Raw genomic sequence first — 25,922 nt, forward strand, 5'->3', positions numbered from 1 at the left:
CCGGGGGAGACCACGGATGTCCACACGCACACTCATCTCGCCCGCCCAACTCGCGAGACCACGGGGCAAGTTGCTCTACCGGGTGACCTTCACCCTGGTCGTCGGCGTCTTCACGGTGGTGTTCCTCGGGCCCCTGTACTGGATGTTCTCCGGCGGCCTGAAGAGCACCCAGGAGGCCGTCCAGACACCGCCGACGTTCGTGCCGCACAGCTTCGAGCCACAGAACTACGCGCGGGCATGGGAGGTCATGGACCTCTCCGGGCTGCTCCTCAACACCGTGTACTACGCGTTCGGGGCCCTCGCCTTCCAGCTGGTCCTCGACGTGGCGGCGGCCTACTCGCTCTCCAGACTCCGGCCCGTTCTCGGCAAAGCCGTCCTCGGGATGATGCTCGCGACGCTGATGATCCCGGCGACCGTCCTGGTCGTGCCGCAGTACCTGACGGTGCTCGACGTGCCGATCGTGCAGCGCAACCTGCTGAACTCGCCCTGGGCGATCTGGCTACCCTCCGTCGCCAACGCCTTCAACATCTTCCTGCTGAAGCGCTTCTTCGACTCGATCCCCAAGGAACTGCTCGACGCGGCCTCCCTCGACGGGGCCTCCCCGATGCGCACCCTGTGGTCGGTCGTCGTGCCCATCTCCCGGCCCATCCTCGGCGTCGTGTCCATCTTCGCCGTGGTCGGTGTCTGGAAGGACTTCCTCTGGCCGATGCTCACCCTGCCCGACCCGGCGACGCAGACACTCAACGTCGGCATCTACTCGCTGTCCAACGGCGTGCCCGAGAACGTCCTCATCGCCGCACTGGCGATCGCGTCGCTCCCCACCCTCCTGCTGTTCGTCCTCTTCCAGCGCAACATCATGAGCGGCCTCACCGCCGGCGGTCTGAAGGGCTGACAGCCCGGGCGGACCCGAACGGCCCGCCTCCCGGCCGCCACCCCCCGCTTGCCGACCGCCCACCCAGCCTCCGCCGCCGGTCCCACCTCCTCGACGCCCCGCTGTCGGGGCCGGCGGCGGGGTCCAGCCCTGCCCGAAAGGACCGTCACGTGGCAGCCCCGTACTCGCATCGCACCGACGACTGGTGGCGCAGCGCCGTCATCTACCAGGTCTACCCACGCAGCTTCGCCGACGGCGACGGAGACGGCACCGGGGACCTCGCGGGCGTCCGGGCGAGACTGCCCCACCTCGCCGAACTGGGCGTCGACGCACTCTGGTTCACCCCCTGGTACCTCTCGCCCCTCGTCGACGGCGGCTACGACGTGGCCGACTACCGCACCATCGACCCCGCCTTCGGGACGCTCGCCGAGGCGGAGAAACTCATCGCCGAAGCCCGCGGGCACGGCATCCGGGTGATCGTCGACATCGTCCCCAACCACGTCTCCGACCAGCACGCCTGGTTCCGGGCCGCGCTCGCCGCCGGACCCGGCAGCCCGGAGCGGGAGCTCTTCCACTTCCGTCCCGGCCGGGGCGAGAACGGCGAACTCCCGCCCAACAACTGGCCCTCCCAGTTCTCCGGGCGGACCTGGACCCGGGTCGGCGACGGGGAGTGGTACCTCCATCTCTTCGCCCCCGAGCAGCCCGACCTCAACTGGGCCCACCCGGCGGTCCGCCGGGAACACGAGGACGTGCTGCGCTTCTGGTTCGAGCGCGGAGTGGCCGGCGTACGGATCGACTCGGCCGCGCTGCTCGCCAAGGACCCGGCACTCGCCGACTTCGTGGAGGGCGTCGACCCCCACCCGTACATCGACCAGGACGAACTCCACGACATCTACCGCTCCTGGCGCGCCATCGCCGACGCGTACCGGGCGGTCTTCGTCGGCGAGGTCTGGCTGCCGGACTCCGAGCGCTTCGCCCGCTACCTCCGCCCCGACGAACTGCACACCGCCTTCAACTTCACCTTCCTCGCCTGCCCCTGGGACCCGGACCGGCTGCGCCGGGCCATCGACGACACCCTGGCCGAGCACGCCCCGGTCGGCGCACCCGCGACCTGGGTGCTGTGCAACCACGACGTCACCCGGACCGTCACCCGGTACGGCCGCGAGGACACCGGCTTCGACTTCGCCACGAAGACCTTCGGGACCCCCACGGACCTGGCGCTCGGCACCCGGCGCGCCCGCGCCGCCGCCCTGCTCACCCTCGCCCTGCCCGGCTCGGTGTACGTGTACCAGGGCGAGGAACTCGGCCTGCCCGAGGCCGAGATACCCCTCGACCGCATCCAGGACCCGATGTACTTCCGCTCCGGCGGTACCGACCCCGGACGCGACGGCTGCCGCGTACCGCTGCCCTGGACCGCCGACGCCCCGCACGCGGGATTCGGCGCCGGCGCCGACCCGTGGCTGCCGCAGCCCGAGGGCTGGACGCACTACGCGGCCGACCGCCAGCGCCTCGACCCCTCGTCCATGCTCGCGCTCTACCGCGAGGCCCTGCGGCTGCGCCGCTCCGAACCCGGCTTCGGTGACGGGCCGCTCCACTGGCTGCCCGCCGGGGACGGCGTGCTGGCGTTCACCCGGGCCGAAGGACTGATCTGCGTGGTCAACCTCTCCCCGCAGCCCGTCGAACTACCCGGGCACCGCACCCTCCTCCTCGGGAGCGGTCCGCTCGGCACGGACGGGCGACTGCCCCGGGACACGGCGGTCTGGCTTCGCGCCTGACCGGCGGCACGGTCACACCCCCCACCCGCCCCCCATGGAAACGAGGACACCATGAGACGGAAACCAACCGGCAGACGGCTGCTGACGGGCCTGGTCATGGCCTGCCTGCTCGCCGTCGGGCTCCTTCCGGTCACGGCGCACGCCGCCGCCGAACCCGGGCCCAACCTCGCGCTGGGCAGACCGGCGACCGCGAGCGCGTCCCACGCCAGCTACCCCGCGGGCAACGTCACCGACGGAAGCCAGCAGTCGTACTGGGAAGGCCCCGTCGACGCCTTCCCGCAGTGGTTACAGGTCGACCTGGGCGCCCGCACCGGCGTCAACCGGGTGACCCTGAAACTCCCCACCACCTGGGAGGCCCGCAGCCAGACCCTCGGCGTCCAGGGCAGCACCGACGGAAGCACCTTCACGCCGCTGGCCGCCTCCGCCTCCCGCGGCTTCAGCCCCTCCTCCGCCAACACCGTCGTCCTCGACTTCCCGAGCGCCGACGTCCGGTACGTACGCGTCCAGCTGACCGCCAACACCGGCTGGAACGCCGCGCAGCTCTCCGAGGTGGAGATCTACGGAACCGGCGGCGGTGATCCGGGGACCCCGCCCGCCGACGGGACCAACCTCGCGCGCAACAAGCCGATCGAGGCGTCCTCGACGACCCAGACGTACGTCGCCTCGAACGCCAACGACGACAGCGTCACCACCTACTGGGAGTCGGCCGGTACCCCCGCGACCCTGACCGTGAAGCTCGGCGCGGACGCGGATGTCGAGGCGGTCGTCGTCAAGCTGAACCCCGATGCCGCGTGGGGACCGCGGACCCAGGCGATCCAGGTCCTCGGACGTGCGCAGTCGGACTCCGCCTACACCTCCCTGAAGGACCGGGCCGACTACTCCTTCAGCCCCTCGGGGAACCGGAACACCGTCACGATCCCCGTCTCGGGCCGTGTCGCGGATCTCCGGCTCGCCTTCTCCTCCAACACCGGCGCACCCGGCGCCCAGGTCGCCGAGCTCCAGGTCGTCGGCACCGCCGCACCCAACCCCGATCTGACCCCGACCGATCTGACCTGGACCCCCGCCGAACCGTCCGAGAAGGACGACGTCACGGTCCGGGCCACCGTCCGCAACGCAGGCACGGCGGCCTCGGCCGCCACCACGGTCGCGGTGAGTGTCGAAGGCACGGTGGCCGGCAGCGCCGCCGTGGGCGCGCTCGCCGCAGGAGCCTCGGCGACGGTTCCGGTCGATGTCGGCCGGCGCGCGATGGGTTCGTACACCGTGTCGGCCGTCGTCGACCCGAACAACACCGTCGTCGAGCAGGACGACACCAACAACAGCCGTACCGCCGCCACACGGCTGGTCGTCGGCCGGAGCCCCGGACCCGACCTGGAGGTCCGCTCCCTCACCACGCAGCCGGCCAACCCGACCGTCGGTGCCGCCGTCACCTTCACCGTGGCGGTGCACAACAGCGGAACCACCGGGGTCCCCGCCGGAACGGTCACCCGGCTCACCGCCGGAAGCACCACACTGAACGGCACCGCGGGCGCGATCGCCGCAGGACAGACGGTCACCGTGCCGATCACCGGCAGCTGGACGGCCACGAGCGGCGGCGCCACGCTCACCGCCACCGCCGACGCGACCGGCACCGTCGCCGAGACCGACGAGAACAACAACGTGTACGCACGCTCCGTCGTCGTCGGACGCGGCGCCGCCGTGCCGTACACCGAGTACGAGGCGGAGGACGGCCGGTACCAGGGGAGCCTGCTGACCGCGGACCGCAAGCGCACCTTCGGTCACACCAACTTCGCCACCGAATCCTCCGGCCGCCGGTCCGTGCGGCTCGACACCGCGGGCCAGTTCGTGGAGATCACCTCCACCAACGCCGCCAACTCCCTCGTCGTCCGCAACTCCGTCCCCGACGCCCCGGGCGGCGGCGGTGCCGAGGCGACGATCAGCCTCTACGTCAACGACACCTTCAGCCGGAAGCTGACGCTGTCCTCCAAGCACAGCTGGCTGTACGGCGACACCGACAGCCCCGAGGGGCTGACGAACCAGCCCCAGGCGGACGCCCGCCGGCTCTTCGACGAGTCCCACGCCCTGCTCTCCCAGACGTACCCCCCGGGCACGAAGTTCCGGCTCCAGCGCGACGCCGGCGACACGGCGTCCTTCTACATCGTGGACCTCATCGACCTGGAGCAGGTGGCCCCGCCCACGTCCCAGCCGGCCGGGTGCACCTCGATCACCTCCTACGGGGCCGTGCCCAACGACGGCATCGACGACACCGACGCCATCCAGCGCGCCGTGACGGCGGACCAGAAGGGCGAGATCGGCTGTGTGTGGATTCCCGTGGGCCAGTGGCGGCAGGAGCAGAAGATCCTCACGGACGATCCCCTCAACCGGGGCGAGTTCAACCAGGTGGGCATCCGTGACGTGACGATCCGGGGTGCGGGCATGTGGCACTCCCAGCTGTACACGCTCACCCCGCCGCACCAGGCCGGAGGCATCAACCATCCGCACGAGGGCAACTTCGGCTTCGACATCGACCACAACACGCAGATCTCCGACATCGCCATCTTCGGTTCCGGCACCATCCGGGGCGGAGACGGCAACGCCGAGGGCGGAGTGGGCCTCAACGGGCGGTTCGGCAAGGGCACCAGGATCAGCAACGTCTGGATCGAGCACGCCAACGTCGGGGTCTGGGCCGGGCGCGACCACTCCAACATCCCCGAGCTGTGGGGCCCCGGCGACGGCCTGGAGTTCAGCGGCATGCGCATCCGCAACACCTACGCCGACGGCATCAACTTCGCCAACGGCACCCGCAACTCGACCGTCTTCGACTCGTCCTTCCGCAACACGGGCGACGACGCGCTGGCCGTCTGGTCCAGCCGCTACGTCAAGGACACCTCCGTCGACATCGGCCACGACAACCACTTCCGCAACAACACCATCCAGTTGCCCTGGCGTGCCAACGGCATCGCGATCTACGGCGGTTACGGCAACACCATCGAGAACAACATCATCTCCGACACCATGAACTATCCGGGCATCATGCTGGCGACCGACCACGACCCGCTGCCGTTCTCGGGGCAGACGCTCATCGCCAACAACGCGCTGTACCGCACCGGCGGTGCCTTCTGGGGCGAGGACCAGGAGTTCGGGGCCGTCACGATCTTCGCGGCGGCGCAGGACATCCCCGGCGTCACGATCCGGGACACCGACATCCACGACTCGACCTACGACGGCATCCAGTTCAAGGGGGGCGGTGGCGCGATGCCCGGCGTCCAGGTCAAGGACGTCCGGATCGACGGATCCGTCAACGGCTCCGGCATCCTCGCCCAGGGCGGGGCGCGCGGCAGCGCCACGCTGACGAACGTGACGATCACCGGCTCGGCCGAGGGTGACGTCCTCGTCGAACCCGGCTCCCAGTTCGTCGTGAACGGTTCGCCCGGCTCCGCTCCCTGACCGACCAGGAGGCCCACGGCGCCCATGCCCGGCAGCAGTACGCCGGGCGTGGGCACCTCTCGTCGTACCGCACCGTGACCCACCCGTCACCCTGGGGTGGGGGCGGGCGTCACCCGCTTGCCGGTGCCGGGGTTGCCGCTAATGTCGTTATGTAGGCCAAATGCGCGTCCTCGTTGCCGCGTCATCCAGGTGACTGGGGAGGCGTCGCGCGAAAGGAGCCTTCCATGACCCGTACATTGCGGGGCGCGATAGCCCTGGCCGGAGCGGCAGCACTCTCCCTGGGCGCGGTAGCGACCACAGGAGCGGCTGCACCGGCCGGGAATCCCGCGGCACAGGACGAGGTGAAGATCGGGCTGTTGCTGCCGGAGAGCAAGACCACGCGGTACGAGAAGTTCGACCGGCCGTACATCGAGGACAAGATCAAGGAGCTGGCGCCCGGCGCCCAGATCGATTACTACAACGCGGCCGAGAGCGCCACCACGCAGCAGCAGCAGGTCAACACCGCCCTGGCCAAGGGCGACCAGGTGCTCATCCTGGATGCCGTGGACGCCAAGTCGATCCAGTCCTCCGTGCAGAAGGCACGTGACGCGGGTGTGAAGGTCGTCGCGTACGACCGCCTCGCGCAGGGCCCCGTCGACGCCTACGTCTCGTACGACAACAAGAAGGTCGGCGAACTGCAGGGCAAGGCCCTGCTCGACGCGCTGGGCGACAAGGCCCAGGACGGCGAGATCGTGATGCACAACGGGTCGCCGACCGACCCGAACGCCGCCGAGTTCAAGGCGGGCGCGCACTCCGTCCTCGACGGCAAGGTGAAGATCGGCAAGGAGTACGACACTCCGAACTGGGACCCGAACAACGCCAACCAGCAGATGTCCGGTGCCATCAGCGCACTGGGCAAGGACAACATCGTCGGCGTCTACTCGGCCAACGACGGCCTGGCCGCAGGCATCGCCACCGCCCTCAAGGCGGCCGGCATCAACGTGCCGCTGACGGGGCAGGACGCCCAGCTCGACGCGATCCAGCGGATCCTCCTCGGCACCCAGACCATCACGGTCGAGAAGCCGTACAAGCCGGAGGCCGACGCCGCCGCCACGATGGCGGTCGACCTGGCCCAGGGCAAGGAGATCCCTGCTTCCCAGACGCCCGACACCGTCACCAGCGGAAGCGGTGAGAAGGTGCCGGCCAAGCTGCTGACACCGGTCGTGGTCGACAAGGACAACATCAACGAGACGGTCGTCAAGGACGGGCTGTACTCGATCGAGGAGATCTGTACTCCCACCTACTCCGACGCCTGTGAGAAGGCCGGTCTCCAGTAGTCGCGGACAGCCCATGGCCTCGGGGGCGAGGCGGCCCGTTCGGGCGGGCGCGCGGAGGAGGCGGTTCCGTTGCCGGAAGCACCTGTGCTCACACTGCGGGGGATCTCCAAACGGTTCGGCGCGGTCCAGGCGCTCTCGGGCTTCGACCTGGACGTGCATCCCGGCGAGGTCGTCGCCCTCGTCGGCGACAACGGCGCAGGCAAGTCCACGGCGGTCAAGGCGATCGCCGGCGTGAACCCGCCGGACGAGGGCGTCATCGAATGGGAGGGCCGACGGGTCACCATCAGCCGGCCCCACGACGCGCAGAACCTCGGCATCGCCACCGTCTACCAGGACCTGGCGCTGTGCGACAACCTCGACGTGGTCGGGAATCTCTTCCTCGGCCGCGAGATCACCCGGCTCGGTGTGCTCGACGAGGTGCGGATGGACAAGCGCTCGCGCGAACTGCTCGACACGCTGTCCATCCGTATTCCCAGCGTCCGTATCCCCGTCGCCTCCCTCTCCGGCGGTCAGCGCCAGACGGTGGCGATCGCCCGCTCGCTGATCGGTGAGCCGAAGGTCGTCATCCTGGACGAACCCACCGCCGCCCTGGGCGTGGAGCAGACCGCCGAAGTCCTCGACCTGGTCGAGCGGCTCCGCGAACGCGGACTCGGAACGATCCTGATCAGCCACAACATGGTGGACGTGATGGCGGTGGCCGACCGGATCGCCGTCATGCGCCTCGGCCGGAACAACGGGTTCTTCGACAGACGGAGCACCACCACCGAGGAGATCATCTCCGCCATCACCGGTGCCACCGACAGCGCCGTCACCCGCCGCCAGACCCGCAAGCGGGGGGAGGAAGAGCGATGAGGCGCGAAAGGGGCCCCGACGATTCCGGCGGGCAGGGACCGGCACGCGATGCCATGCCCGCCGTGGACACCCGGCTGCTCGTCCGCGAGGAGGGCATCAAGGGATACCTCGGGGAGTTCCGGCGCAAGCTGCGCAGCGGTGAACTCGGTTCGATTCCCGTCGTCCTCGCCGTGATCATCATCTGGACCGTGTTCGGCAGCCTGAACAGCACGTTCCTCTCGGCGCAGAACCTCTCCGACCTCAGCCAGCAGATCGTCGGCACCGGCATGATCGCCGTCGGTATCGTCTTCGTCCTGCTGCTCGGCGAGATCGACCTCTCCGTCGGCTCCGTCAGCGGCCTCTGTGCCGCCATCTTCGCGGTGCTCAACGTCCTGAACGGGATGAACGAATGGCTGGCGCTGCTGCTCGCCATCGGGGGCGGGGCAGCGGTCGGCCTCATCCAGGGCTTCTTCTTCGCACGGGTCGGTGTGCCCGCCTTCGTGGTGACCCTGGCGGGCAACCTCGCCTGGAACGGTCTGATGCTGCAGATCCTGGGCGCCAGCGGCACGGTCAACATCCCGAGCGAGAGCATCGTCGCCAAGCTCTACTCGACCATCTTCGGGAGCCCGGCCGCCAGTTACATGACCGCGGCTGCCGGGGTCGGGCTGTTCCTGGCGTCTTCACTCCTGGACGCCGCGCGCCGTCGTGCCGCCGGGGTGCCGTTCCGGCCGATCGCGGAGATCGCGCTGCGCACCATCGTCCTCGCGGCCATCGCCTTCACCACCGCCTACATCCTCAACCAGTACCAGGGCCTTCCGCTGGCGCTGCTGATCTTCCTGATCCTGCTCGTGGTCGTGGACTTCATACTGCGCCGCACCACGTACGGCCGGCAGATCTTCGCGGTCGGCGGCAACATCGAGGGTGCGCGCCGTGCCGGTATCAGCGTGCCGTTGATCCGGATGTCCGTGTTCTCGATCGCCGGCACCATGGCCGCGGTCGGCGGCCTCTTCCTGGCCGGCCAGATCCAGTCCGCGAGCCAGACCTCGGGCGGCGGCAACCTGCTGATGAACGTCATCGCCGCGGCCGTCATCGGCGGCACGAGCCTGTTCGGCGGGCGCGGCTCGGTCTGGTCCGCGCTGCTCGGTGCCCTGGTGATCGGATCCATCCAGTCCGGCATGAACATCATGGGCGTCAGCAACGCCATCCAGTTCATGATCACCGGTGCGGTCCTGCTGGCCGCCGTGGTCGTCGACTCGCTGTCCCGCAGGAGTCAGAAGGCCGCCGGCCGGGCCTGATCCTCCGCGCGGTCCGTGTGCCCTCCCGGCACACGGAAGGAACGCGCTCAACGTGACGAAGGGGCCCGGTCCGCCTGTCGAGGCGGACCGGGCCCGTTTGCTGTGCCCGGCCCGGTAGGCGGAGGCCGGCACGAGGGGGACGCCGCTGTCGCCATCGCGACAGCGGCACTCATACGCCAGCCGATTCCCTTCAGCTGCCACCGCGCCCGCCAGTAGCGTTCCGCGACGCCGCCGCCGCGTCGGGTGACCTCGTCCGTGGGCATCGCCCGGCAGGGACGGCGGTCCGATCCCCCGCGAACCAGGAGAGCCACGTGCCCCCATTCCAGCCCAGACGTACGAGGAGACGGCTCGCAGCCGTCTCCGTCGTGCTCGCCGCCACCGCCGCACTGCCCGGGGTCACCGGTGCCCCGGGCGCCCGGGCGGCGACGGGCGCCACCGGCTTCGTACCGACCGGGGCCGCCTCGTCCGCGCCCGTCACGGTCACGCTCGTCACCGGCGACACGGTCACCCTCGTTCCCGGACCCGACGGGAAGCCGCAGGCGGCCGTCGTGCCCGCACCCGGCGGCGCGCCGCGTACGTTCCAGGTGATCAACGACGCCGACGGAGACCTCTACGTCATTCCCTCCGACGCCGCCGACGGCATCGCCACGCAGGCCGTGGACCGCGAACTGTTCAATGTCACGCGGCTGGTCGAGGACGGGTACGCCGACGGGAGGGCGAAGAGCCTCCCGGTGATCGTCGGCTACGCGGACGGCCCCTCCGACGCGACGCTGAGCCGGCGCGCCGACGCCCTGCCCTCGGCCACCACCGGTGCCGTGCTCAAGCGCTCCGACATGGCGGGCCAGCGTGTCACCAAGGAGCAGGCCGGGCGCTTCTGGCGGTCCGTCAGACCGGTCTCGAAGTCCCCGCGCCGGGGCAGGCCCGTCACCGCGCCGGGAACCTCGGGCGTCAGCCGCCTCTGGTACGACGCCAAGGTCGAGGCCGTCCTCGACAAGAGCGTGCCGCAGATCGGCGCACCACAGGCGTGGGCGAAGGGGTACGACGGCAAGGGCGTGAAGGTCGCCGTGCTGGACACCGGCGTCGACCTCACCAACGCGGACGTCAAGGACCGCATCGCCGCACAGCAGAGCTTCGTCCCCGACCAGGACGTGCAGGACGGCCAGGGGCACGGCACCCATGTCGCCTCGACCATCGCGGGGAGCGGCGCCAACTCCGGTGGCGCGTACAAGGGCGTGGCGCCGTCCGCGGACCTCCTGGTCGGCAAGGTGCTCAACAACGCCGGGCAGGGACAGAGTTCGTGGATCCTCGCGGGCATGGAATGGGCAGCCGCCATGGGTGCCGATGTCGTCAGCATGAGTCTGGGCGGTTCCACGGCCTCGGCGAGCGACCCGATGACGGAGGCCGTGGACCGGCTCAGCGCCGCCACGGGCACGCTGTTCGTGATCGCCGCCGGCAACTCCGGACCGGGAGGCCGGAGCATAGGCACGCCCGGAACCGCCGACTCGGCGCTCACCGTCGGTGCCGTCGACAAGTCCGAGGGCCTCGCGGCCTTCTCCAGCCGCGGCCCACGCCCCGGCGACTTCGCGATCAAGCCCGACATCACCGCACCGGGCGTGAACATCGTCGCCGCCCGCGCGGCGGGTACGTCCATCGGCACCCCGGTCGACGCCAACTACACGGCCCTGAACGGCACATCGATGGCCACCCCGCACGTCGCGGGCGCCGCCGCCATCCTCGCCCAGCGCCACCCCGACTGGAGCGGCGAGCGCATCAAGAGCGCCCTGACCGCCACCTCGAAGGTCAACGCCGGTCAGACCGTCTACCAGCAGGGAAACGGCCGCGTCGACGTCGCGGCGGCCCTCGACCCGGCACTGGAGATCGCCGGGCGCGCCGACTTCGGCTACGTCATGTACCAGGAGTCCGGAACGTACGAGAAGCAGACCCGGACCGTCACCCTGAGCAACACCGGTGACGCCGCCCTCACCGTGAAGCTGGACATGGCGCTCAGCGGCGGCCTGCCCGCCGGCGCCGTCACGCTCTCCGCGGCCTCGGCCACCATCCCGGCCCACGGCACCACCGACGTCACCGCCACCCTCGACGCGACAGCCGTCGCCGACGGGCAGTACGGCGGCACGATCACGGCCACCGCGGACAACGGCGTCACCGCCCACACCGTCGTCGGCCTCGTCAAGCAGCCTCCGCAGCACCGCATCAACCTCACCGTCACGGACCGCTTCGGCAATCCCGCCGGCGCCGGCCTCTTCGGCCTGAACCTGGACACCGGCGCACTCGTCGACGCGTCCGTCGGCGCGGGCGGCGGGGAGCTCAGCCTCCCCGCGGGCCGGTACTCCTTCCAGGGCCAGGTCGTCACACGGCGCGTCCCGTCCGGGAACGCCATGACGGGCTACGCCACGGACGTCTTCGCCATCCAGGAGACCGACATCCGCGAGGGTGACCGGAGCATCACCATCGACGGCACGAAGGCCGAGGACGTCGCGATCGACCCGGTCGACGAGGACCGCCCGCTGGAGCGGTCCTCCATGTCGTTCAGTACGACCCGGACCTCCGCCGCCAGGGTCTCCGTGACCCAGCTGATGGCCAACACCACCCACTGGATGGACATGCGCTGGGGTGCCATCCCCACCACCGGAAGCACCACGGTGGGCAAGCAGTACGCCCAGTTCTCCGTCGCCTCGCGCGAGCCGCTGATCCGTGCCAGGGTCACCCGCCCCGACAGCTTCGCGATCACCGCCAAGACGTCCTCCCTGCAAGCCGGATACGCCGACGGCACCCGCTCCTTCGACGTCGTGGACGCGGGCGGCGGCACCGCCGAGGACCTGGCGAAGACCGATGTCAGGGGCAAGGCGGCCCTGCTCCACTTCACCCGGTTCACCGGAGCTCTCGCCGCGGTGAAGAGTCTGGCCGCCGCGGGCGCCGCCGCGATCGTCCTCGTCCCCGCCGACGACTCCCCGCAGTTGCGGTACACCCCCGACGTCACCGTCCCGTACTTCACCACGGACTACGACGAGGGCCGCAGGCTGGCGACGGCCGTGGCCGAGGGCCGCACCACGATCTCCCTCACCACGGTCCAGGACTCCCGCTACACCTACCGAGGCGCCCGTTACTACGAGGGCATCCCGAAGGGCCTGCGGATCAAAGCAGGGAGAGAGGACTTCACCAGGGTCAAGTCCGCCTATCACTCCGACGTCGAGGACCGCAGGAGAGTGAGCGCGGTCCTCTCGTCCGGGACGTATCCCGTCGCCAATGCCGCAGCGACCGAGCCCGTTGTCCAGGGGCGCACCCGCGACGACCATCTGCTCACCGACGACACGATCCAGTACCAGCGCCTCATCTACGCCCCCGGATCAGCGGTCATGTACGGGCCCGCGAAGTCGTACCGGCCCGGCACGACGGTCGACGAGACCTGGTTCGCGCCCGCCATGCACCCGGCGGGCGGGCACTTCGGCCCGTGCGCCTTCTGCCGGACCGATCTCGGGACGGTCTTCAGCCCGGCGACGGGCGGCGACTCCGACGCCGGTCACTTCATGACCGGTGGCATCAGCCGCAGTTGGTCGGCCTACCGCAACGGCGAGCGCATCGAGGACAGCACCCAGCTGTTCGTGCCCGAGCCCGCCGTCTACCGTCTGATCAGCGACGACGAACGCCCGGCGAACACGCCCGGCACGGTGCTCGGCGGCAAGGTCCGTACCGAATGGACCTTCAACTCCGCCGCACCGAAGGCGATGACCGTCGACGGCTGCTCCGCCCTCGCCGCCGGTATCACCGCCTGCGAGGCGCTGCCGGTCGTCGTCCCGCACTACACGATGCCGGTCGACCTGCACAATCAGGCCCGTGCGGGCACGGCGTACGCGTTCACCGTCCAGGGACTGCGCGCGACGGGCTTCGAGGGCGGGACCCGGATGGCCGGTGCCAAGGTGTGGATCAGCTCCGACGACGGTGCCACCTGGCGCTCCGTCCGCGTCGACCGCACCGATGACCGCTCCTTCCGCGCGATGCTGGTGAATCCCGGACGCTCGGAAGGCAACGGCTTCGTGAGCGTCAGGGCCGAGATCTGGGACGCGGCGGGCAACCGCAGCCTCCAGACCATCACCCGGGCCTACGCCCTGCGCTGACGCGGCACCATCCCCCAGGGGGTCCGCCGGAGCGTTCCGGCGGACCCTTCCTCCGTCCGTGCCGCCGGCGGAGTGTGGGTAATGAGTCAGTAACAGCTCCCTCCTAGCGTCCGCCTGCCCGACCGGACGGTGCCTGCCCCCCCGGACCGCGCGTCCGGCCGGGCAGGCCCATGGATCTACGGGGCTGTGTCCGGCGCGCCCGGCCCACAGCTTCGAAGGAGCAGACGTGACCCTCGAAGCGGCTCGACAGGACGGCGTCCCCGGTCCTCTGTTCGCCCTCGGAGTGGGGCCGGAGGAGGAACGCGTCTACCGCCGCCTGCTGCGTCTGGGGCCCTCCTCGGTGGACGCGGTCGCCGAAGCCACCGGGCTCGCCGTCGAGGAGGCCGACCGGCTGGCGGAGTCGCTGGTGGCGCGCGGACTGCTCACCACGTCGGGGGGCGACCGGAGCCGCTGGATCGCCGTGGCACCACAGATCGGCGTCGAGGCCCTGATCCGGCGCAGGGAGCGCGAACTGTCGGACGCCCGCAGAACGCTGGTGTCCCTGGTGGCCGAGCACCACGACGCCGCCTCCGGCATGTCGGGGCGCGGTGGTCCCGTCGAGCTCCTCAAGACCTCCGAGGCGCTCGCCCGCCGCCAGGCCGAACTGGAGGCCGGCGTCGAGCGGGAGATGATGGTGCTGTCCAAGGCCCCCTTCGTACGGGGCACGGACCGCACCGCGGAGGTCCTCGACCTGCTCGGACGGAAGGTCGAGTGCCGTTCGGTGTACGACCGTTCCGCCCTCGACCGGCCCGGTGCGCTGCGCACCATCACGGCGTACCGGAGCGCCGGGGAGCGGATCCGGGTTGCGGACGGACTGCCCATGAAGATCCTCATCGCCGACCGGAGCGCCGCTCTCGTGCCGGTGGGGCCGCACTGCCCCGGCGAGTGGATGATGATCGGCCGGAGCGACCTGCTCGACGGTCTGGTGACGCTGTTCGAGCTGATCTGGTCGCGGAGCGTCCCGCTCTCCGCGGCCCCGCACCACGACGGCGCCGGGGAGCCGCTGCCCCGTGAGGACGCCGAACTCCTCACCCTGCTCTTCGGCGGTCTCACGGACGCGGCGATCGCGCGTCAGACGGGTGCCAGCGTCCGTACGGTGCAGCGCAGGGTGACCCGGCTGATGCTGCGGGCCGGGGTGCAGAGCAGGGCCCAACTGGCCTGGCAGGCAACCCGGTGGGGGTGGCTGGAGGAGGAGCGGGAGGACTGACGCCCCTCTTCCCGCTCGCCCCGGAGGTGGCCGCGACGCTGCGCGGTGCGGCCGAACCCGCGGCCCTGGGGGCAGGCGTCAGGCACCGGTGGGACGGGTGGGCTCCCGGAACGGTCCGTCCAGTGCCGCCCACTGGAGCAGCATGATCGTCTTGGCGTCCGCGATCTCCCCGCTGCGGATCCTGGCGAGCGCCTCGCCGAAGCCGAGTTCCACGGTCGCGATGTCCTCGCCCTCGGCGGCGATCCCGTGGCCGTCGGCCGCGGAAGCCGTCGGTTCGTAGGGAGCAGCGAAGAAGTGCAGGCGTTCGGTGACGGATCCCGGGCTCATGTAGACCTCGAAGACGGGCTCGGGGACCCCGATGACGTGTCCGGTCTCCTCGGCGGCCTCCCTGCGGATGGCCGCCTCGGGGGCCTCGCCGTCCAGGAGTCCGGCAGCGGTCTCGATCAGCATCCCGTCGGGATGCCCGTTGACGTAGGCGGGCAGACGGAACTGACGGGTCAGCAGCACGGTGCGCCGGTCGGTGTTGTACAGCAGGACCGTCGCGCCGTCGCCGCGGTCGTAGGTCTCGCGCTGCTCCCGGCTCCAGTGGCCGTCGCTGTGCTGGTAGTCGAAGGTCGTCCTGCGCAGCACGTACCAGTCGCAGGAGAGCACCTCCACGTCCTCGACGCGGACCCGCGGGTTGCCGGTCAGGTCCCGGCCGTGCCGGTCCAGTCCGGTGCGTCCACGCCGGTCGGGGGTGTCCAGGCCGGCGGTCATCGGGAGGCCCGGGGCGTCAGGGGGTGGGGGACAGGGGTCACGATGGGCACTCCTCGCGGTGGAAGGGTCGGATCGCTCATTTCTAACATGAGAATGTTAGTTTGCACATTTCCATGTGAGAGTGTTCAGGGGTGTCCTCGAAAGAGGCCGGGGCGGGGGGCGGCCGGTCCCGGCTCGCCGACCGTGCCTCGCCGGGCGACGATGGAGGACGGGACCGGTCCGGGAGAGGCACTTGGGAGGCACCCGTGGCGCACACCCGAACAACCGACGTACTGATCGCGGGCGCAGGCCCGGTCGGACTGAGCGCAGCCGCGGAACTCCGCAGGCACGCGGTGCGCTGCCGTCTCGTCGACCGGCTGCCGGCTCGCCTCCCGTACGCCAAGGCGGTCGGCATCCAACCGCGCACCCTGGAGATCTGGGACCGCATGGGCCTGGCCCGTACCGTCCTGGAAGCCGCCGTTCCGATGCGCGGCCAGCTGATCTACGTCAACGGTCAGGAACAGGCGCGGATCGACCTCCAGCTGCCGCCCGAGGTGCCGTACGGATTCGCCGCGCTGCCGCAGTACGAGACCGAGCGCCTCCTGGAGGAGTACGTCGCGGGCCTGGGCACGGTCATCGAACGCGGCACCGAGCTGCTCTCGTTCACCCAGGACGCGGACGGGGTCACCGCCCGGCTGCGCTCCGCCTCCGGCGCCGAGGAGGAGGTCCGTGCCCGTTATCTGATCGGCTGCGACGGCGCGCACAGCATCGTCCGCAAAGGGCTGGGTCTCGGCTTCGAGGGCGGAGCCTTTCCCGAGGAGTACATGCTGGCCGACGTCGAGGCCGACTGGGACCTCCCGCCCGGCTACGGCGTACGGTCCAGCCACCGCGCCGACGACGGCTCCACCGACGATCTGCTGGTCTGCATCCCGCTGCCCGGCGCGGGGCGCTACCGCATGTCGATGCTGGTCCCCGCCGAACTCTCCACCGAAGCGAAGGACGGGGCGTCCACGCCGGGCAACGACGTCGCGCACGGCCTGGAGCACGGCCGCGCCCCGGAGTTGTCCCACATCCAGGCCGTCGTCGACCGCCTGGCGCCCAGGCCGGCCGCCCTCTCCCGCATGCGCTGGTCCTCCGTCTTCCGCATCAGCCACCGGATCGTCGACCGCTACGGCGACGGCCGCGTCTTCGTCGCGGGCGACGCCGCCCACATCCATCCGCCCACCGGCGCCCAGGGCATGAACACCGGCATCCAGGACGCCTGCAACCTGGCCTGGAAACTCGCCCTCGTCATCAAGGGGGAGGCGGGACCGGCCCTGCTCGCCAGCTACGACGCCGAACGCCGCCCCGTCGGCGAGGAGGTCGTCGGCCGGACCGTCCGGCATGCCACGCACGGCATCGGTGCCGACTCCGACGACCCGCGGACCCTCATGCTCCGCGAGGCCCAACTGCTCGTCGGCTACCGGGACGGACCGCTCGCGGGCACCCCGTACGGGCCGGCCGACGCGCCCCAGCCCGGCGACCGGGCCCCGGACTGCGCCGGCCTGACCACCCCCGTCGCCACCTACCCGCTGCGCCTGCTCGACGTCCTGCGCGACCGCACGCGGCATGTGCTGATCCTGTACGCGGCGGACGCCACCGACCTGGCCCCGGCCGTCGCATCGGCGGCCGGGGTGCGGCTGGTGCCCGGCGACGGCCCGGGCGCCTCGGACGCTACGGACCCCGGGGCCGGCCTGCCGACCGTCGCCGTCCTCGGGCGCGAAGCCGGACCGGCCCGCCCCGACGGGTCGGCCGTCCCCCGATACCGCGACGCCTCGGGCGAGTTCGCCCGGATCTACCACCCCGACGGCGGGACCGGTTTCGTCGTCCGCCCGGACGGACAGCTCGGCGCCCGCTTCCCGCTCGCCGGCACGGCGGCGGCCCTGTCCGCGTACTTCGCAGGCTTGTCCGCACCCGGCTGACCGCCATGCTCGGCCGGGGCCGAGGTGCCCGCAGCGGAACGCGGGAGCCCCGAACGGCCACCGCGTTCAGCGCAGTTCGGCGTACACGATGAGGTTGTCCACCGGGTGCCCCTCGGCATCGAACGCACCGTCGCAGGTGATGACCCGCAAGGTCGGCCGGCCGGTGGCTCCGTAGACCCTTTCGGTGGGGAACGCCTTCTTGCTGACCGTTTCGGTGCCGGTGACCGTGAAGCGCACCGCCTTGCCGCCGGTGTCGCGGACGACGACCACCGCGCCCTTGCGGATGTCCTGGAGATCGTGGAAGACGGCCTTGCCGAAACGGGTGTCGTTGTGGCCGATCAGGACCGCCGCTCCGGGCGCGCCCGGTACTGCTCCGCCGGTGTACCAGCCCGCCGTCATGCCCTGCTCGGCCGGCGGTACCTCCACGGTGCCGTCGGCGTTGAGCCCCAGCCGCATCAGGGAACTGCTCACGCCGACGGAGGGGATGGAGAGCTCGGCGGGTGCCGTGGCGGTCGAGGGTGGCTTCGCCCGCCCGGCCGTCTCCGTGGGTTCCGTCGGCTCGTGCGGCTCCTGAGGCGACGGCCGGGCGGCGGATTCCGTGGCGGACGGTGTGGGTGCGGCCTGTTCGGGCGAGGCGAACGAGCAGCCGGCCAGGGCGACGCAGACAGCGAGGGCGGGCAGCGGTCCGGCAACGCGCCGGAAGCGCGGGGATGTACGGGGCACGAGAGCTCCAGTCGGAGGGGCGGGCGACGACGACGGACCGTGGCGCCGTCCGGTGAAGGACGACGCCACGGTCAGGCCGGCAGGTCAGCCGTTGCGGTGGGCCGCCGAGCGCCGACGTACGACGAAGGTGCCCGCGACCGCGAGCAGGAGGGCTCCGGCGGCGGACCCCACGAGAGCGGTGGTGTCGTCGCCGCTCGTGCTGCCCGGCCGTTCGCCGGCGGCGACGCCGCCGCGGGGCTGGACGGACGGCCGCTCCTCGGGCGTGGCCGTCGCGGGACGGTCACCCGCCGCCACGCCGCCGCGCGGGGCGACCGTGGGCTGCGCGGCCTCGGCGGCGGCCTTCGTCGGCTCCGGCGAGCGCGTGCTCTCGACCGCGGGTGCGGGTGCGGGAGCGGAGGGGCGGGGTGAGGCATCGGCGAAGGCCGCGGCGGACGGGACGAGCACCGCACCGGCCGCGACGGCGGCGAGGACGGCGGTACGCAGGGTGAGACGAGCGGTCATACGGATGGCTCCATTCCAACTCGGCCCCGTGGCGGGCCCGGATGCCGGTTCGCACCGGGCCCGGGGGCATGCCGCCAGGCTGTCCCGAAGGTATGAAGAAGCTGTCAGGATGCTGTGGTCGTCCTATCAGGGCGCGTCCGCGGGGAGCCGCAGGACGAACGCCGAACCCTCCCCTTCGGTACTCGTCGCGCCGACCGTGCCCCCGTGTGCCTCCACGAGCTTCCGGACGATGGCGAGACCGAGGCCGCTGCCTCCCGTACGGCGGCTGCGGGACTTCTCGGCGCGCCAGAAGCGGTCGAAGACGTGCGGGAGGTCCGCGGCGGGAATGCCACTGCCCGTGTCCGCCACCTCGACCACCACGTGCGTCGGGGAACCGGCGTCCGAACCCGCCCCCGATCCGCCCCCGGAGCCGTACGCACGCAAGGTGACGCTCCCGCCCGCCGGGGTGTGGCGTACCGCGTTGGAGACCAGGTTCCCCACCGCCTGCCGGAGCCGGACCGGGTCGGCCCGCAGCACCGGTCCGCGTACGCCGTCGGTGTGCACCGTCAGGCCCACCCCCGCCGCCTCGGCCCGGGCCTGGTGTGCACCGGCCACCTGGTTCAACAGGTCCTCGATCCGCACCCGTTCGGGATGCAGCCGCAGCGCCCCCGCGTCGGCCGCGGCCAGATCCTGGAGGTCGTCGATGATGTGCTGCAGCTGCACCGCCTCCTCCAGCAGCGAGGAGACGAACGCCGGATCGGGATCGGCCAGCCCGTCCTGCGCGGCCTCCAGCCAGCCCCGGATATTGCTCAGCGGCGTCCGCAGCTCGTGCGCGACATCGCTCACCATCGCCTTGCGCTGCTCCTCCAGACGCGCCCGGTGCTCGGACATGTCGTTGAACGCGGCGGCCAGGCGCCCGATCTCGTTGTCCGCGGTGACCGGTACGGAGGCCGACGCCTCCCCGTCCCGCATACGTTGCGCGGCACCCGTCAGCGCCCGCAGAGGCCGCACCAGCCGGGCGCCCGCGAGTACCGAGGCGCCCACGGTGAGGGCCAGCACCAGAGCCGCGACACCGGCGATCTTCGCGGTGTTCGCAGGGGAGAGGTCGAAGCCGGGGACGGTGGTCCCGCCCTCCTCGCCGATGAACAGCAGCGCGGGGGAGGCGACATAGGAACCGAGCTGCTCGCGGCGGGCCGTTCCGACACAGGAGGCGATGGCGCGGTCGCCCTCACTGCTCATCACGGTCGGCTCGGCCGAGGGCGCGACCTCGGCCACGGGGCTCGGCACCGGTGTCGGCGTGGCCTGCGGTCCCCAGGAGAGGTCCTGGTTCAGACGCACGGTGCTGCGGCCCTGGCGTTCGAGACAGGCGTCGGCCAGCCGGTTGAGCGCGCCGAGGGCCTTCGTCTCGGTGCCGGTCGGCTCGTTCAGCGCCTCGGTCTCGCACCTGGTGCCCTGCGCCCGCTCGGGATCGTTCCCCACCACCTGGATACGGGACCGCCCGCTCGGTTCGACGACCACGTCCGAGGCGATCCCGGCCCGGCTCAGGCACTCCACGGTGCGGTCCGCCGCCTGCCGCAGCCTCTCCCGCTCGGCCGCCGACAACCGGAACGGCCCCACCGCGCGCGGATCGACCCGGTCCCCGGCCGCACCGGGCCGGTCGGCGGACTCGGAGGCCAGGACCGTGTCCACGGACAGCGGATCGACGACGGCGGACGCCTGCGGCGGAAGGGGCGGCGCGGAAGCGGGGAGGGCGGAATCGGCGAGCGGCCGGCGGTCCTGCGTGGTCAGGGCGACTCTGCGCCCGGACTGCCGTGCCAGGTCCCGTACGGTCGGGCCGACGCCGTCCCAGGTGGAGTTACGGGCGGCGTAGCCGAGCAGCGTGTCGTAGATCCGGGCATCGGCGGTGAGGTTCCGCCCCTGCTCCTGCCTGATCGCCCCCGAGGTGGTCTGGACGGCGAGCCAGGCGGTCGCCGCCACCGAACAGGCCGCCACGAGCGCCGACACGGCGAGCAGCCGCCCGAACAGGCTCTTGCGGAGCGGCAGCCGGGGCCGCGGCGGAACGGTCCGTCCGTCAGGCACGGTGGTCCGGCTTCGCCGTACCGGCCGGCCCGGGATCGGTCAGCTTGTAGCCGACGCCGAACACCGTCAGGAGCCGCACCGGACGACGAGGTGCGGGCTCGATCTTCTTGCGGAGGTTCATGACGTGCACATCGACCGTACGGGTGCCGATGTAGCGGTCGAAACCGTGGAGCTCCTCCAGCAGCCGCTGCCGGGTGAAGACCTGGTCGGGCCGGGCGGCCATCGCGGCCAGCATCCGGAACTCACCCGGCGTGCACTCCACCGGCTCGCCCCCGACCGACACCTCGTGCCGTTCGGGATCCAGCGCGAGCGACCCCACCCGCAGCACCGGGTCCGCCACCGCTCCCGCGGCTCCCGGCTGACGGGATCGCCGCAGCAGTGTGCGGACCCGTGCCATCAGCTCGCGCGGACTGTACGGCTTGGTCATGTAGTCGTCGGCGCCGAGGTCGAGCCCTAGCAGCAGATCGTCCTCGGTGGACCGGGCCGTCAGCATCAGTACGGGCACCTCGCGGCACTCGGCCCTCAGCACCCGGACCACGTCCAGCCCGTCGGCCCGCGGCATCATGACATCGAGAACGAGCAGGTCCGGCTCCCGGCGGCGTACTTCGTCGAGGGCGGCCAGGCCGTCACCCACCACCCGTACGGCATGCCCTTCCCGTTCGAGGTATCGGCGGACGAGTTCGGCCTGCTTCTCGTCGTCTTCGGCGACCATGACGTTTGCGCACACACGGCCGATCGTAGAGCGACCGTTCGGGCGCCTGTCCGGGCGGGGGCTCTCCGTGCCGCCCGGGGCCGTTCGGCGGACCGGCTGTCAGCCGTCGGCCGACCCGAGCCGCCGCGCCTCCCGCCAGACCCGGGGGGACACCCCGTACGCGCTCTTGAAAGCCCGGCTGAAGTGGGCCGTGGAGGCGAATCCCCAGCGGTGAGCGATCGTCGTGATCGTGTCGCTGCTCGGCGGGACCCGGGAGAGTTCCCGGCGGCAGGCGTCGAGCCGTTGCGCGCGCACCCACGCACCGAAGACGATGCCGCTGCGCGCGAGCACGGCGTACAGATGGCGTACCGAGATGTGATGGGCCCGGGCCACGGAGGCCGGGGACAGGTCCCGGTCGCCGAGGTGGGCGCGCAGGTACTCTACGAGCCGCAGGCCGAGGGAGTCGTGCAGGGCGCCCGCGGCGAGGTCACCGCGGCCCGACTCGCCGGCCACGACCGCACGGATCAGCTCCAGCGTCGGAGACGCCAGGAGCTGCGCGGCGGGGCTCCCGTGGAGCCCCGGGTTCTCCGCGAGGCGCGCGAGGTATCCGGCGGCGAGTCCTGCGATGCTGCCGTCGCCGCCGAGGGTACGGGCCGTCACCGCGCGCAGCGACTCCTCGGGAAGCGCCGTCTCGGCGACCGGTATCCGGAAGAAGTGCATGTCCACACCCTGTTCGAACAGCAGCGTGTAGGGGCGCCGGGTGTCGTAGAAGGCGATGTCGCCGGGGCGCAGGACGGCATGCCGGTCGTCCTGGACCACGGTGCTGTGTCCCGAGACCTGCAGGCTGATGAAGAGGACCGGCTCTCCGTCCTCCTTCACCAGCCGCGGTGTGCGGCGCACGGTCGCCGGATTGGCCCGGACCGAGCTCACCTGCAGAGAGCCGAGCGCGGTGATCGTCACGTCCGCGAACACCTGCTCCGGGTGTCTCGGCAGCTCCAGATGGACCGGAACGACCTGCTCACGGATCGTCTGCCGCAGCGCCTCCGCACGATCGCCGACAGGTAGAGCCGCGGTGGCCCAGGTAGTGGTCAACGGTTCCTCCTCGGCGTGCGGTCGACGAAAGCCAGGTTAGAGACGTGGGAGCCGCTTGTGCTTCTCCTCGGTCCTTTCGGGGCGAGTTGTGCGGAGTGGGACAAGTGTTCTGCGCGTACGGGAAAGCAGCCAGGGCGGGTTGGCCTCCGGCGGCCCCCTTCGTCCGCACGGGCAGCCGTGCGGTGGGTCCGGTCCGGCGCCGTGCGCCGCCGGGTGTGGCCGGACCGGCGCCTTCGGTGCCGCGCCTCCCGTGCGTCGCGGTGCGTTTGCCCAGGCCGGTTCTCGGTTTGCCTCCCTGTGCAGAGGGATTGTCCCGATCTGCTGGGTGTTTGCCGTTCCGTGCAGCGGATTCCTGCCCGACTCCTGACGCCTCCGCAGGTCGGCCAGCATGGCGCGGGTCGTCCCTGGCCGGTCTCGCGATGCCTGGGCGGCGAGGAGGGGGTAACGATGCCGGAGACAGGCGTAGGGGTACGGGCGGATTCCGGGAGGCAGTCCTCCGTCCTGCGGGCCGAACGTGTCGGGCGTGGAGAACAGTGGCAAGCCGTCCGTGACGCACTGGAGTCCGTGGGGGAGAAGGGGCAGGCACTCTTCCTGTCCGGGGAGCCGGGCATCGGGAAGACGGTGTTCCTCGACCAGGTCGCCGGGCTCGCGGCGCGCCGCGGTGCCCGCGTGCTCCGCGTCACCGGCGCGGAGGCGGAGCGCGACCTGGCCTTCGCCGCTCTGCATCAGCTGCTCTGGCCACTGAAGGCCGAGGCTGCCGTGCTCTCCCCGGCCGGCCGGTCGGTGATCGGACGCGTTCTGGGCGACGAGGGCGAGGACACCGCCGCCCCGTACACCGTCGCCGCCGCGGTCCTGCAGGTGCTCGCCGAGGCCGCCCGTGACCGGCCCCTCGTGCTCCTGGCCGACGACTTCCACTGGGTCGATGCCTCCAGCGCCGAGATCTTCCAGTTCGTCCGGCGCCGGCTGTCCGCACTGCCCCTCGTCATGATCGCCGCCGTCCGCGAAGAGGCACTGGACGCAGTGGACTCCGGCGGCGCGGGCGTGATCTGTCTCGATCCACTGGGCGACGACGACGCGCGGACCCTGCTTCATTCATGTCACCCCGAGCTGACCCGTGAGGCGGGTTCCCGGTTTCTCCAGGAGGCCGCGGGCAATCCCCTCGCGCTGGTCGAACTGCCCGCGCAACTGGACGAGAGTCATCGCACGGGCGGGCTGCCCCTGCCGGACCATCTGCCGCTGAGCGAGCGTCTGGAGAGGATGTTCGCGGACCGGATCACGGCCCTGTCCGCTCCGACGCGGTTCGTGCTGCTCCTCTGCGCACTGATGGATCGTGACGGGCAGTCAGCACGTCTCGTCGCCACCGCCGCCCTCGCTGCCGGGTTCCACGGGATCGACCACGAACTGTCCCTCGCCGAGCGGAGCGGCCTCGTTCACCTTGCCGACCTCGAAGAGGGGGGCGCGCGGGTCGGGTTCCGGCATCCTCTCGTCCGCTCCTGTCTGGTGCGCGGAGCCGGCGTGACCGAGCGCCGCAGGGCCCACCGCGCCTGGGCGGACGTGCTGCCTGCCGGTGACGTCCGGCAGGTCACCCACCTGGCCGCCGCCACGTTCGTTCCCGACGAGAGCGTCGCCGCGGCACTGGACGGGGCGGCCCGTACCGCGGAAAGCCGCGGCGGCGACTCGGAAGCCGCCGACCTCTACGCCCGCGCCGCCTCCCTGAGTACTGACCCCGACGCGCGCGGACGCCGTCTCGTCACCGCCATATGCACGGCCGTACGAGGCGGACGGCTCGCGCAGGCCGCCCGCCTCCTCGACGAGGCGACCTGGCACAGCGACTCCGCATACGGCCGCAACGCCCTCGACTTCGCCCGCGCGCTCGTCCGGTTCCACGCGGACGGCGATTTCGGCCCCGCCATCGACCTCGTGCCGCGCATCCTCGCCTCGCTCACGGAGGCGGACGAGACCCTCCTGCGGACGCACGGCCTGATCCTGCTGATGCTGGCTGCGAGCATCACGTCGGACCGGACCGCGTGGCACGCGCTCGCCCCCTGGCTGGACGACGCCGACGGCGTCGTGCGGCTCGCGCACGACGCGTGGCACGACCCGGTCCGCAACGCGCGTGGGGGTGCCGCCCGACTCGCCCGGATCATGGATGGACTCACCGTGGCCCAACAGTCCAGGCATGCATGGCTGTTGGCTTGGGCGGCCGTGGCCCTCGACGCGGTCGGAGATCATACCGAGGCGTGGCACCGGATCGCGGAGAGCCAGTCCTACTGCGTAGCGATGAGCCTCGACGGGGCATCGGCCTACGACGACTACCTGCGCGGGTCCTGGGACCGCTGCGTCGAGCGCTGCCGGCTCGGCGCCGCCTCCGCCCGTGCCCGCGGCTACGCCTACATCGAGCGCGTCTATCGCTACAAAGAGGGCTACGTCCTTGCGGCGCGCGGTCTGCAGGACGAAGTCGACCTGCTCGTATCCGAGTTGAGACCATGGGCGGCGGCCAGGAACCATGCGTTCATCCTGCGGCGCATCTCCGGAATGCAGGCGATGTGCGCACTCGGCCGCGGAGAGAACGAGAGCGCCTACGCGTACGCGTGTGCGGTGACGCCGCCCGGTGTGCTGGCCGATGCCCCTCCCGAGTTCCAGCTCGCCCTTCTCGATCTCGTCGAGGCCGCCGCACGGACCGGCCGGACGGACGAGGCCCGCCGCCATGTCGCCGCCGCCCGCGAAGCAGGCGTCGACGAGATCTCCCCGCACCATGCCTTCCTGCTCGCCGCAGCCGCGGCCTTCGCCTCTCCTGACGCCGAAACGGACGCGACCTGCCGGGCCGCCTGTGCCGTGCCCGGTGCGGAGCATCGGCCCTTCGTCCTCGCCCGGGTCCAGCTGTGGCACGGCGCATGGCTGCGGCGCCGTGGCCGCAGGCCGGAGGCGCGCCGCCAACTGGCGTCGGCGCTGGCCCACTTCACCGCCCTCGGCGCGAAGCCTTGGGCCGACCGTGCAGCCGACGAGCTGAGGGTCGCGGGCGCGGCGGACGGCGCACCCCTGGCGGCGCACCACGCTCCGAACGCTCTGACGGCACAGGAGTCACGGATCGCCGACCTGGTCGCCGAGGGCCTCACCAACCGGGAGATCGCGCGGCGCATGGACCTCTCTCCGCGGACCGTGGGCAGTCACCTCTACCGGATGTACCCGAAGCTGGGGGTCACCAGCCGGGCCGGCGTGGCCAGGGCGTTGCACTGACGGGGTGAGCCGC

Annotated in this window: 16 protein-coding genes; 10 read left to right on the top strand and 6 right to left on the bottom strand. The window is 71.6% G+C overall.

The genetic code is table 11. The features are described 5' to 3' along the window. The first annotated feature begins 16 nt into the window (after nt 1–16). The 8 genes from OG230_RS31525 to OG230_RS31560 all read left to right on the top strand — a co-directional run bounded on the left by OG230_RS31525 (nt 17) and on the right by OG230_RS31560 (nt 14,911). Nucleotides 17–892 carry a carbohydrate ABC transporter permease gene (locus OG230_RS31525; RefSeq protein ID WP_328907143.1) on the top strand — a complete coding sequence of 292 codons (876 nt, stop codon included), beginning with the start codon at nt 17–19 and terminating at the stop codon, nt 890–892. A 149-nt stretch (nt 893–1,041) separates the two neighbouring features. Beyond that, entirely contained in the window at nt 1,042–2,646 is a 1,605-nt protein-coding gene (locus OG230_RS31530) for a glycoside hydrolase family 13 protein (RefSeq protein WP_328907144.1), read from the top strand. Between the two features lie 51 nt (nt 2,647–2,697). After that, the gene (locus OG230_RS31535; RefSeq protein WP_328907145.1) at nt 2,698–6,090 is read left to right on the top strand and encodes a CARDB domain-containing protein; all 3,393 of its coding nucleotides are present in this window, start codon (nt 2,698–2,700) and stop codon (nt 6,088–6,090) included. A 224-nt stretch (nt 6,091–6,314) separates the two neighbouring features. After that, nucleotides 6,315–7,406 carry a sugar ABC transporter substrate-binding protein gene (locus OG230_RS31540; RefSeq protein ID WP_328907146.1) on the top strand — a complete coding sequence of 364 codons (1,092 nt, stop codon included), beginning with the start codon at nt 6,315–6,317 and terminating at the stop codon, nt 7,404–7,406. A gap of 69 nt (nt 7,407–7,475) precedes the next feature. Continuing rightward, nucleotides 7,476–8,258, top strand: coding sequence for an ATP-binding cassette domain-containing protein (locus OG230_RS31545; protein ID WP_328907147.1), 783 nt, complete (start codon nt 7,476–7,478; stop codon nt 8,256–8,258). Beyond that, the gene (locus tag OG230_RS31550; RefSeq protein ID WP_328907148.1) at nt 8,255–9,532 is read left to right on the top strand and encodes a sugar ABC transporter permease; all 1,278 of its coding nucleotides are present in this window, start codon (nt 8,255–8,257) and stop codon (nt 9,530–9,532) included. Before OG230_RS31545 ends, OG230_RS31550 begins: the two co-directional genes overlap by 4 nt. Nucleotides 9,533–9,843: 311 nt before the next feature. Continuing rightward, nucleotides 9,844–13,665 (top strand): S8 family serine peptidase, encoded by a 3,822-nt coding sequence (locus OG230_RS31555; RefSeq protein WP_328907149.1) that lies wholly within the window; start codon nt 9,844–9,846, stop codon nt 13,663–13,665. A 226-nt stretch (nt 13,666–13,891) separates the two neighbouring features. Continuing rightward, entirely contained in the window at nt 13,892–14,911 is a 1,020-nt protein-coding gene (locus OG230_RS31560; protein ID WP_328907150.1) for a hypothetical protein, read from the top strand. Between the two features lie 78 nt (nt 14,912–14,989). On the opposite strand, the gene OG230_RS31565 is transcribed toward OG230_RS31560, so the two are convergent. Then, a complete protein-coding gene (locus tag OG230_RS31565) occupies nt 14,990–15,667 on the bottom strand; it encodes an NUDIX domain-containing protein (protein ID WP_328907151.1) in 678 nt (225 codons plus the stop codon). A gap of 245 nt (nt 15,668–15,912) precedes the next feature. Between OG230_RS31565 and OG230_RS31570 the strand changes: the two genes are divergently transcribed. Then, nucleotides 15,913–17,607: an FAD-dependent monooxygenase gene (locus tag OG230_RS31570; protein WP_328907152.1), complete on the top strand. Its 1,695-nt coding sequence runs from the start codon at nt 15,913–15,915 to the stop codon at nt 17,605–17,607. Nucleotides 17,608–17,673: 66 nt separating this feature from the next. Here OG230_RS31570 and OG230_RS31575 read toward each other — a convergent pair whose 3' ends face one another. The 5 genes from OG230_RS31575 to OG230_RS31595 form a co-directional block, all read right to left on the bottom strand. Beyond that, nucleotides 17,674–18,330 (bottom strand): class F sortase, encoded by a 657-nt coding sequence (locus tag OG230_RS31575; RefSeq protein WP_328907153.1) that lies wholly within the window; start codon nt 18,328–18,330, stop codon nt 17,674–17,676. Nucleotides 18,331–18,414: 84 nt separating this feature from the next. After that, complete coding sequence (locus tag OG230_RS31580; RefSeq protein WP_328907154.1) at nt 18,415–18,831, bottom strand: hypothetical protein; 417 nt, start codon at nt 18,829–18,831, stop codon at nt 18,415–18,417. A 126-nt stretch (nt 18,832–18,957) separates the two neighbouring features. Further along, a complete protein-coding gene (locus OG230_RS31585; RefSeq protein ID WP_328907155.1) occupies nt 18,958–20,889 on the bottom strand; it encodes a sensor histidine kinase in 1,932 nt (643 codons plus the stop codon). After that, complete coding sequence (locus OG230_RS31590) at nt 20,882–21,601, bottom strand: response regulator transcription factor (RefSeq protein WP_328911600.1); 720 nt, start codon at nt 21,599–21,601, stop codon at nt 20,882–20,884. The genes OG230_RS31585 and OG230_RS31590 overlap by 8 nt, the downstream gene beginning before the upstream one ends. Nucleotides 21,602–21,700: 99 nt before the next feature. Then, nucleotides 21,701–22,672: a helix-turn-helix domain-containing protein gene (locus tag OG230_RS31595; protein ID WP_328907156.1), complete on the bottom strand. Its 972-nt coding sequence runs from the start codon at nt 22,670–22,672 to the stop codon at nt 21,701–21,703. Between the two features lie 447 nt (nt 22,673–23,119). Here OG230_RS31595 and OG230_RS31600 point away from each other — a divergent pair, with 447 nt between their 5' ends. Further along, complete coding sequence (locus OG230_RS31600; RefSeq protein ID WP_328907157.1) at nt 23,120–25,909, top strand: helix-turn-helix transcriptional regulator; 2,790 nt, start codon at nt 23,120–23,122, stop codon at nt 25,907–25,909. Nucleotides 25,910–25,922: the final 13 nt, after the last annotated feature.

Source organism: Streptomyces sp. NBC_00234, assembly GCF_036195325.1.
In the GTDB taxonomy this organism is placed as follows: domain Bacteria; phylum Actinomycetota; class Actinomycetes; order Streptomycetales; family Streptomycetaceae; genus Streptomyces.

Bases quoted from the DNA above. Each gene is read 5' to 3' on its own strand.
- OG230_RS31525 (WP_328907143.1), top strand. From the start codon at position 17: ATGTCCACACGCACACTCATCTCGCCCGCCCAACTCGCGAGACCACGG.
- OG230_RS31535 (WP_328907145.1), top strand. From the start codon at position 2,698: ATGAGACGGAAACCAACCGGCAGACGGCTGCTGACGGGCCTGGTCATG.
- OG230_RS31540 (WP_328907146.1), top strand. From the start codon at position 6,315: ATGACCCGTACATTGCGGGGCGCGATAGCCCTGGCCGGAGCGGCAGCA.
- OG230_RS31550 (WP_328907148.1), top strand. From the start codon at position 8,255: ATGAGGCGCGAAAGGGGCCCCGACGATTCCGGCGGGCAGGGACCGGCA.
- OG230_RS31565 (WP_328907151.1), bottom strand. From the start codon at position 15,667: ATGACCGCCGGCCTGGACACCCCCGACCGGCGTGGACGCACCGGACTG.
- OG230_RS31580 (WP_328907154.1), bottom strand. From the start codon at position 18,831: ATGACCGCTCGTCTCACCCTGCGTACCGCCGTCCTCGCCGCCGTCGCG.
- OG230_RS31590 (WP_328911600.1), bottom strand. From the start codon at position 21,601: ATGGTCGCCGAAGACGACGAGAAGCAGGCCGAACTCGTCCGCCGATAC.
- OG230_RS31600 (WP_328907157.1), top strand. From the start codon at position 23,120: ATGCCGGAGACAGGCGTAGGGGTACGGGCGGATTCCGGGAGGCAGTCC.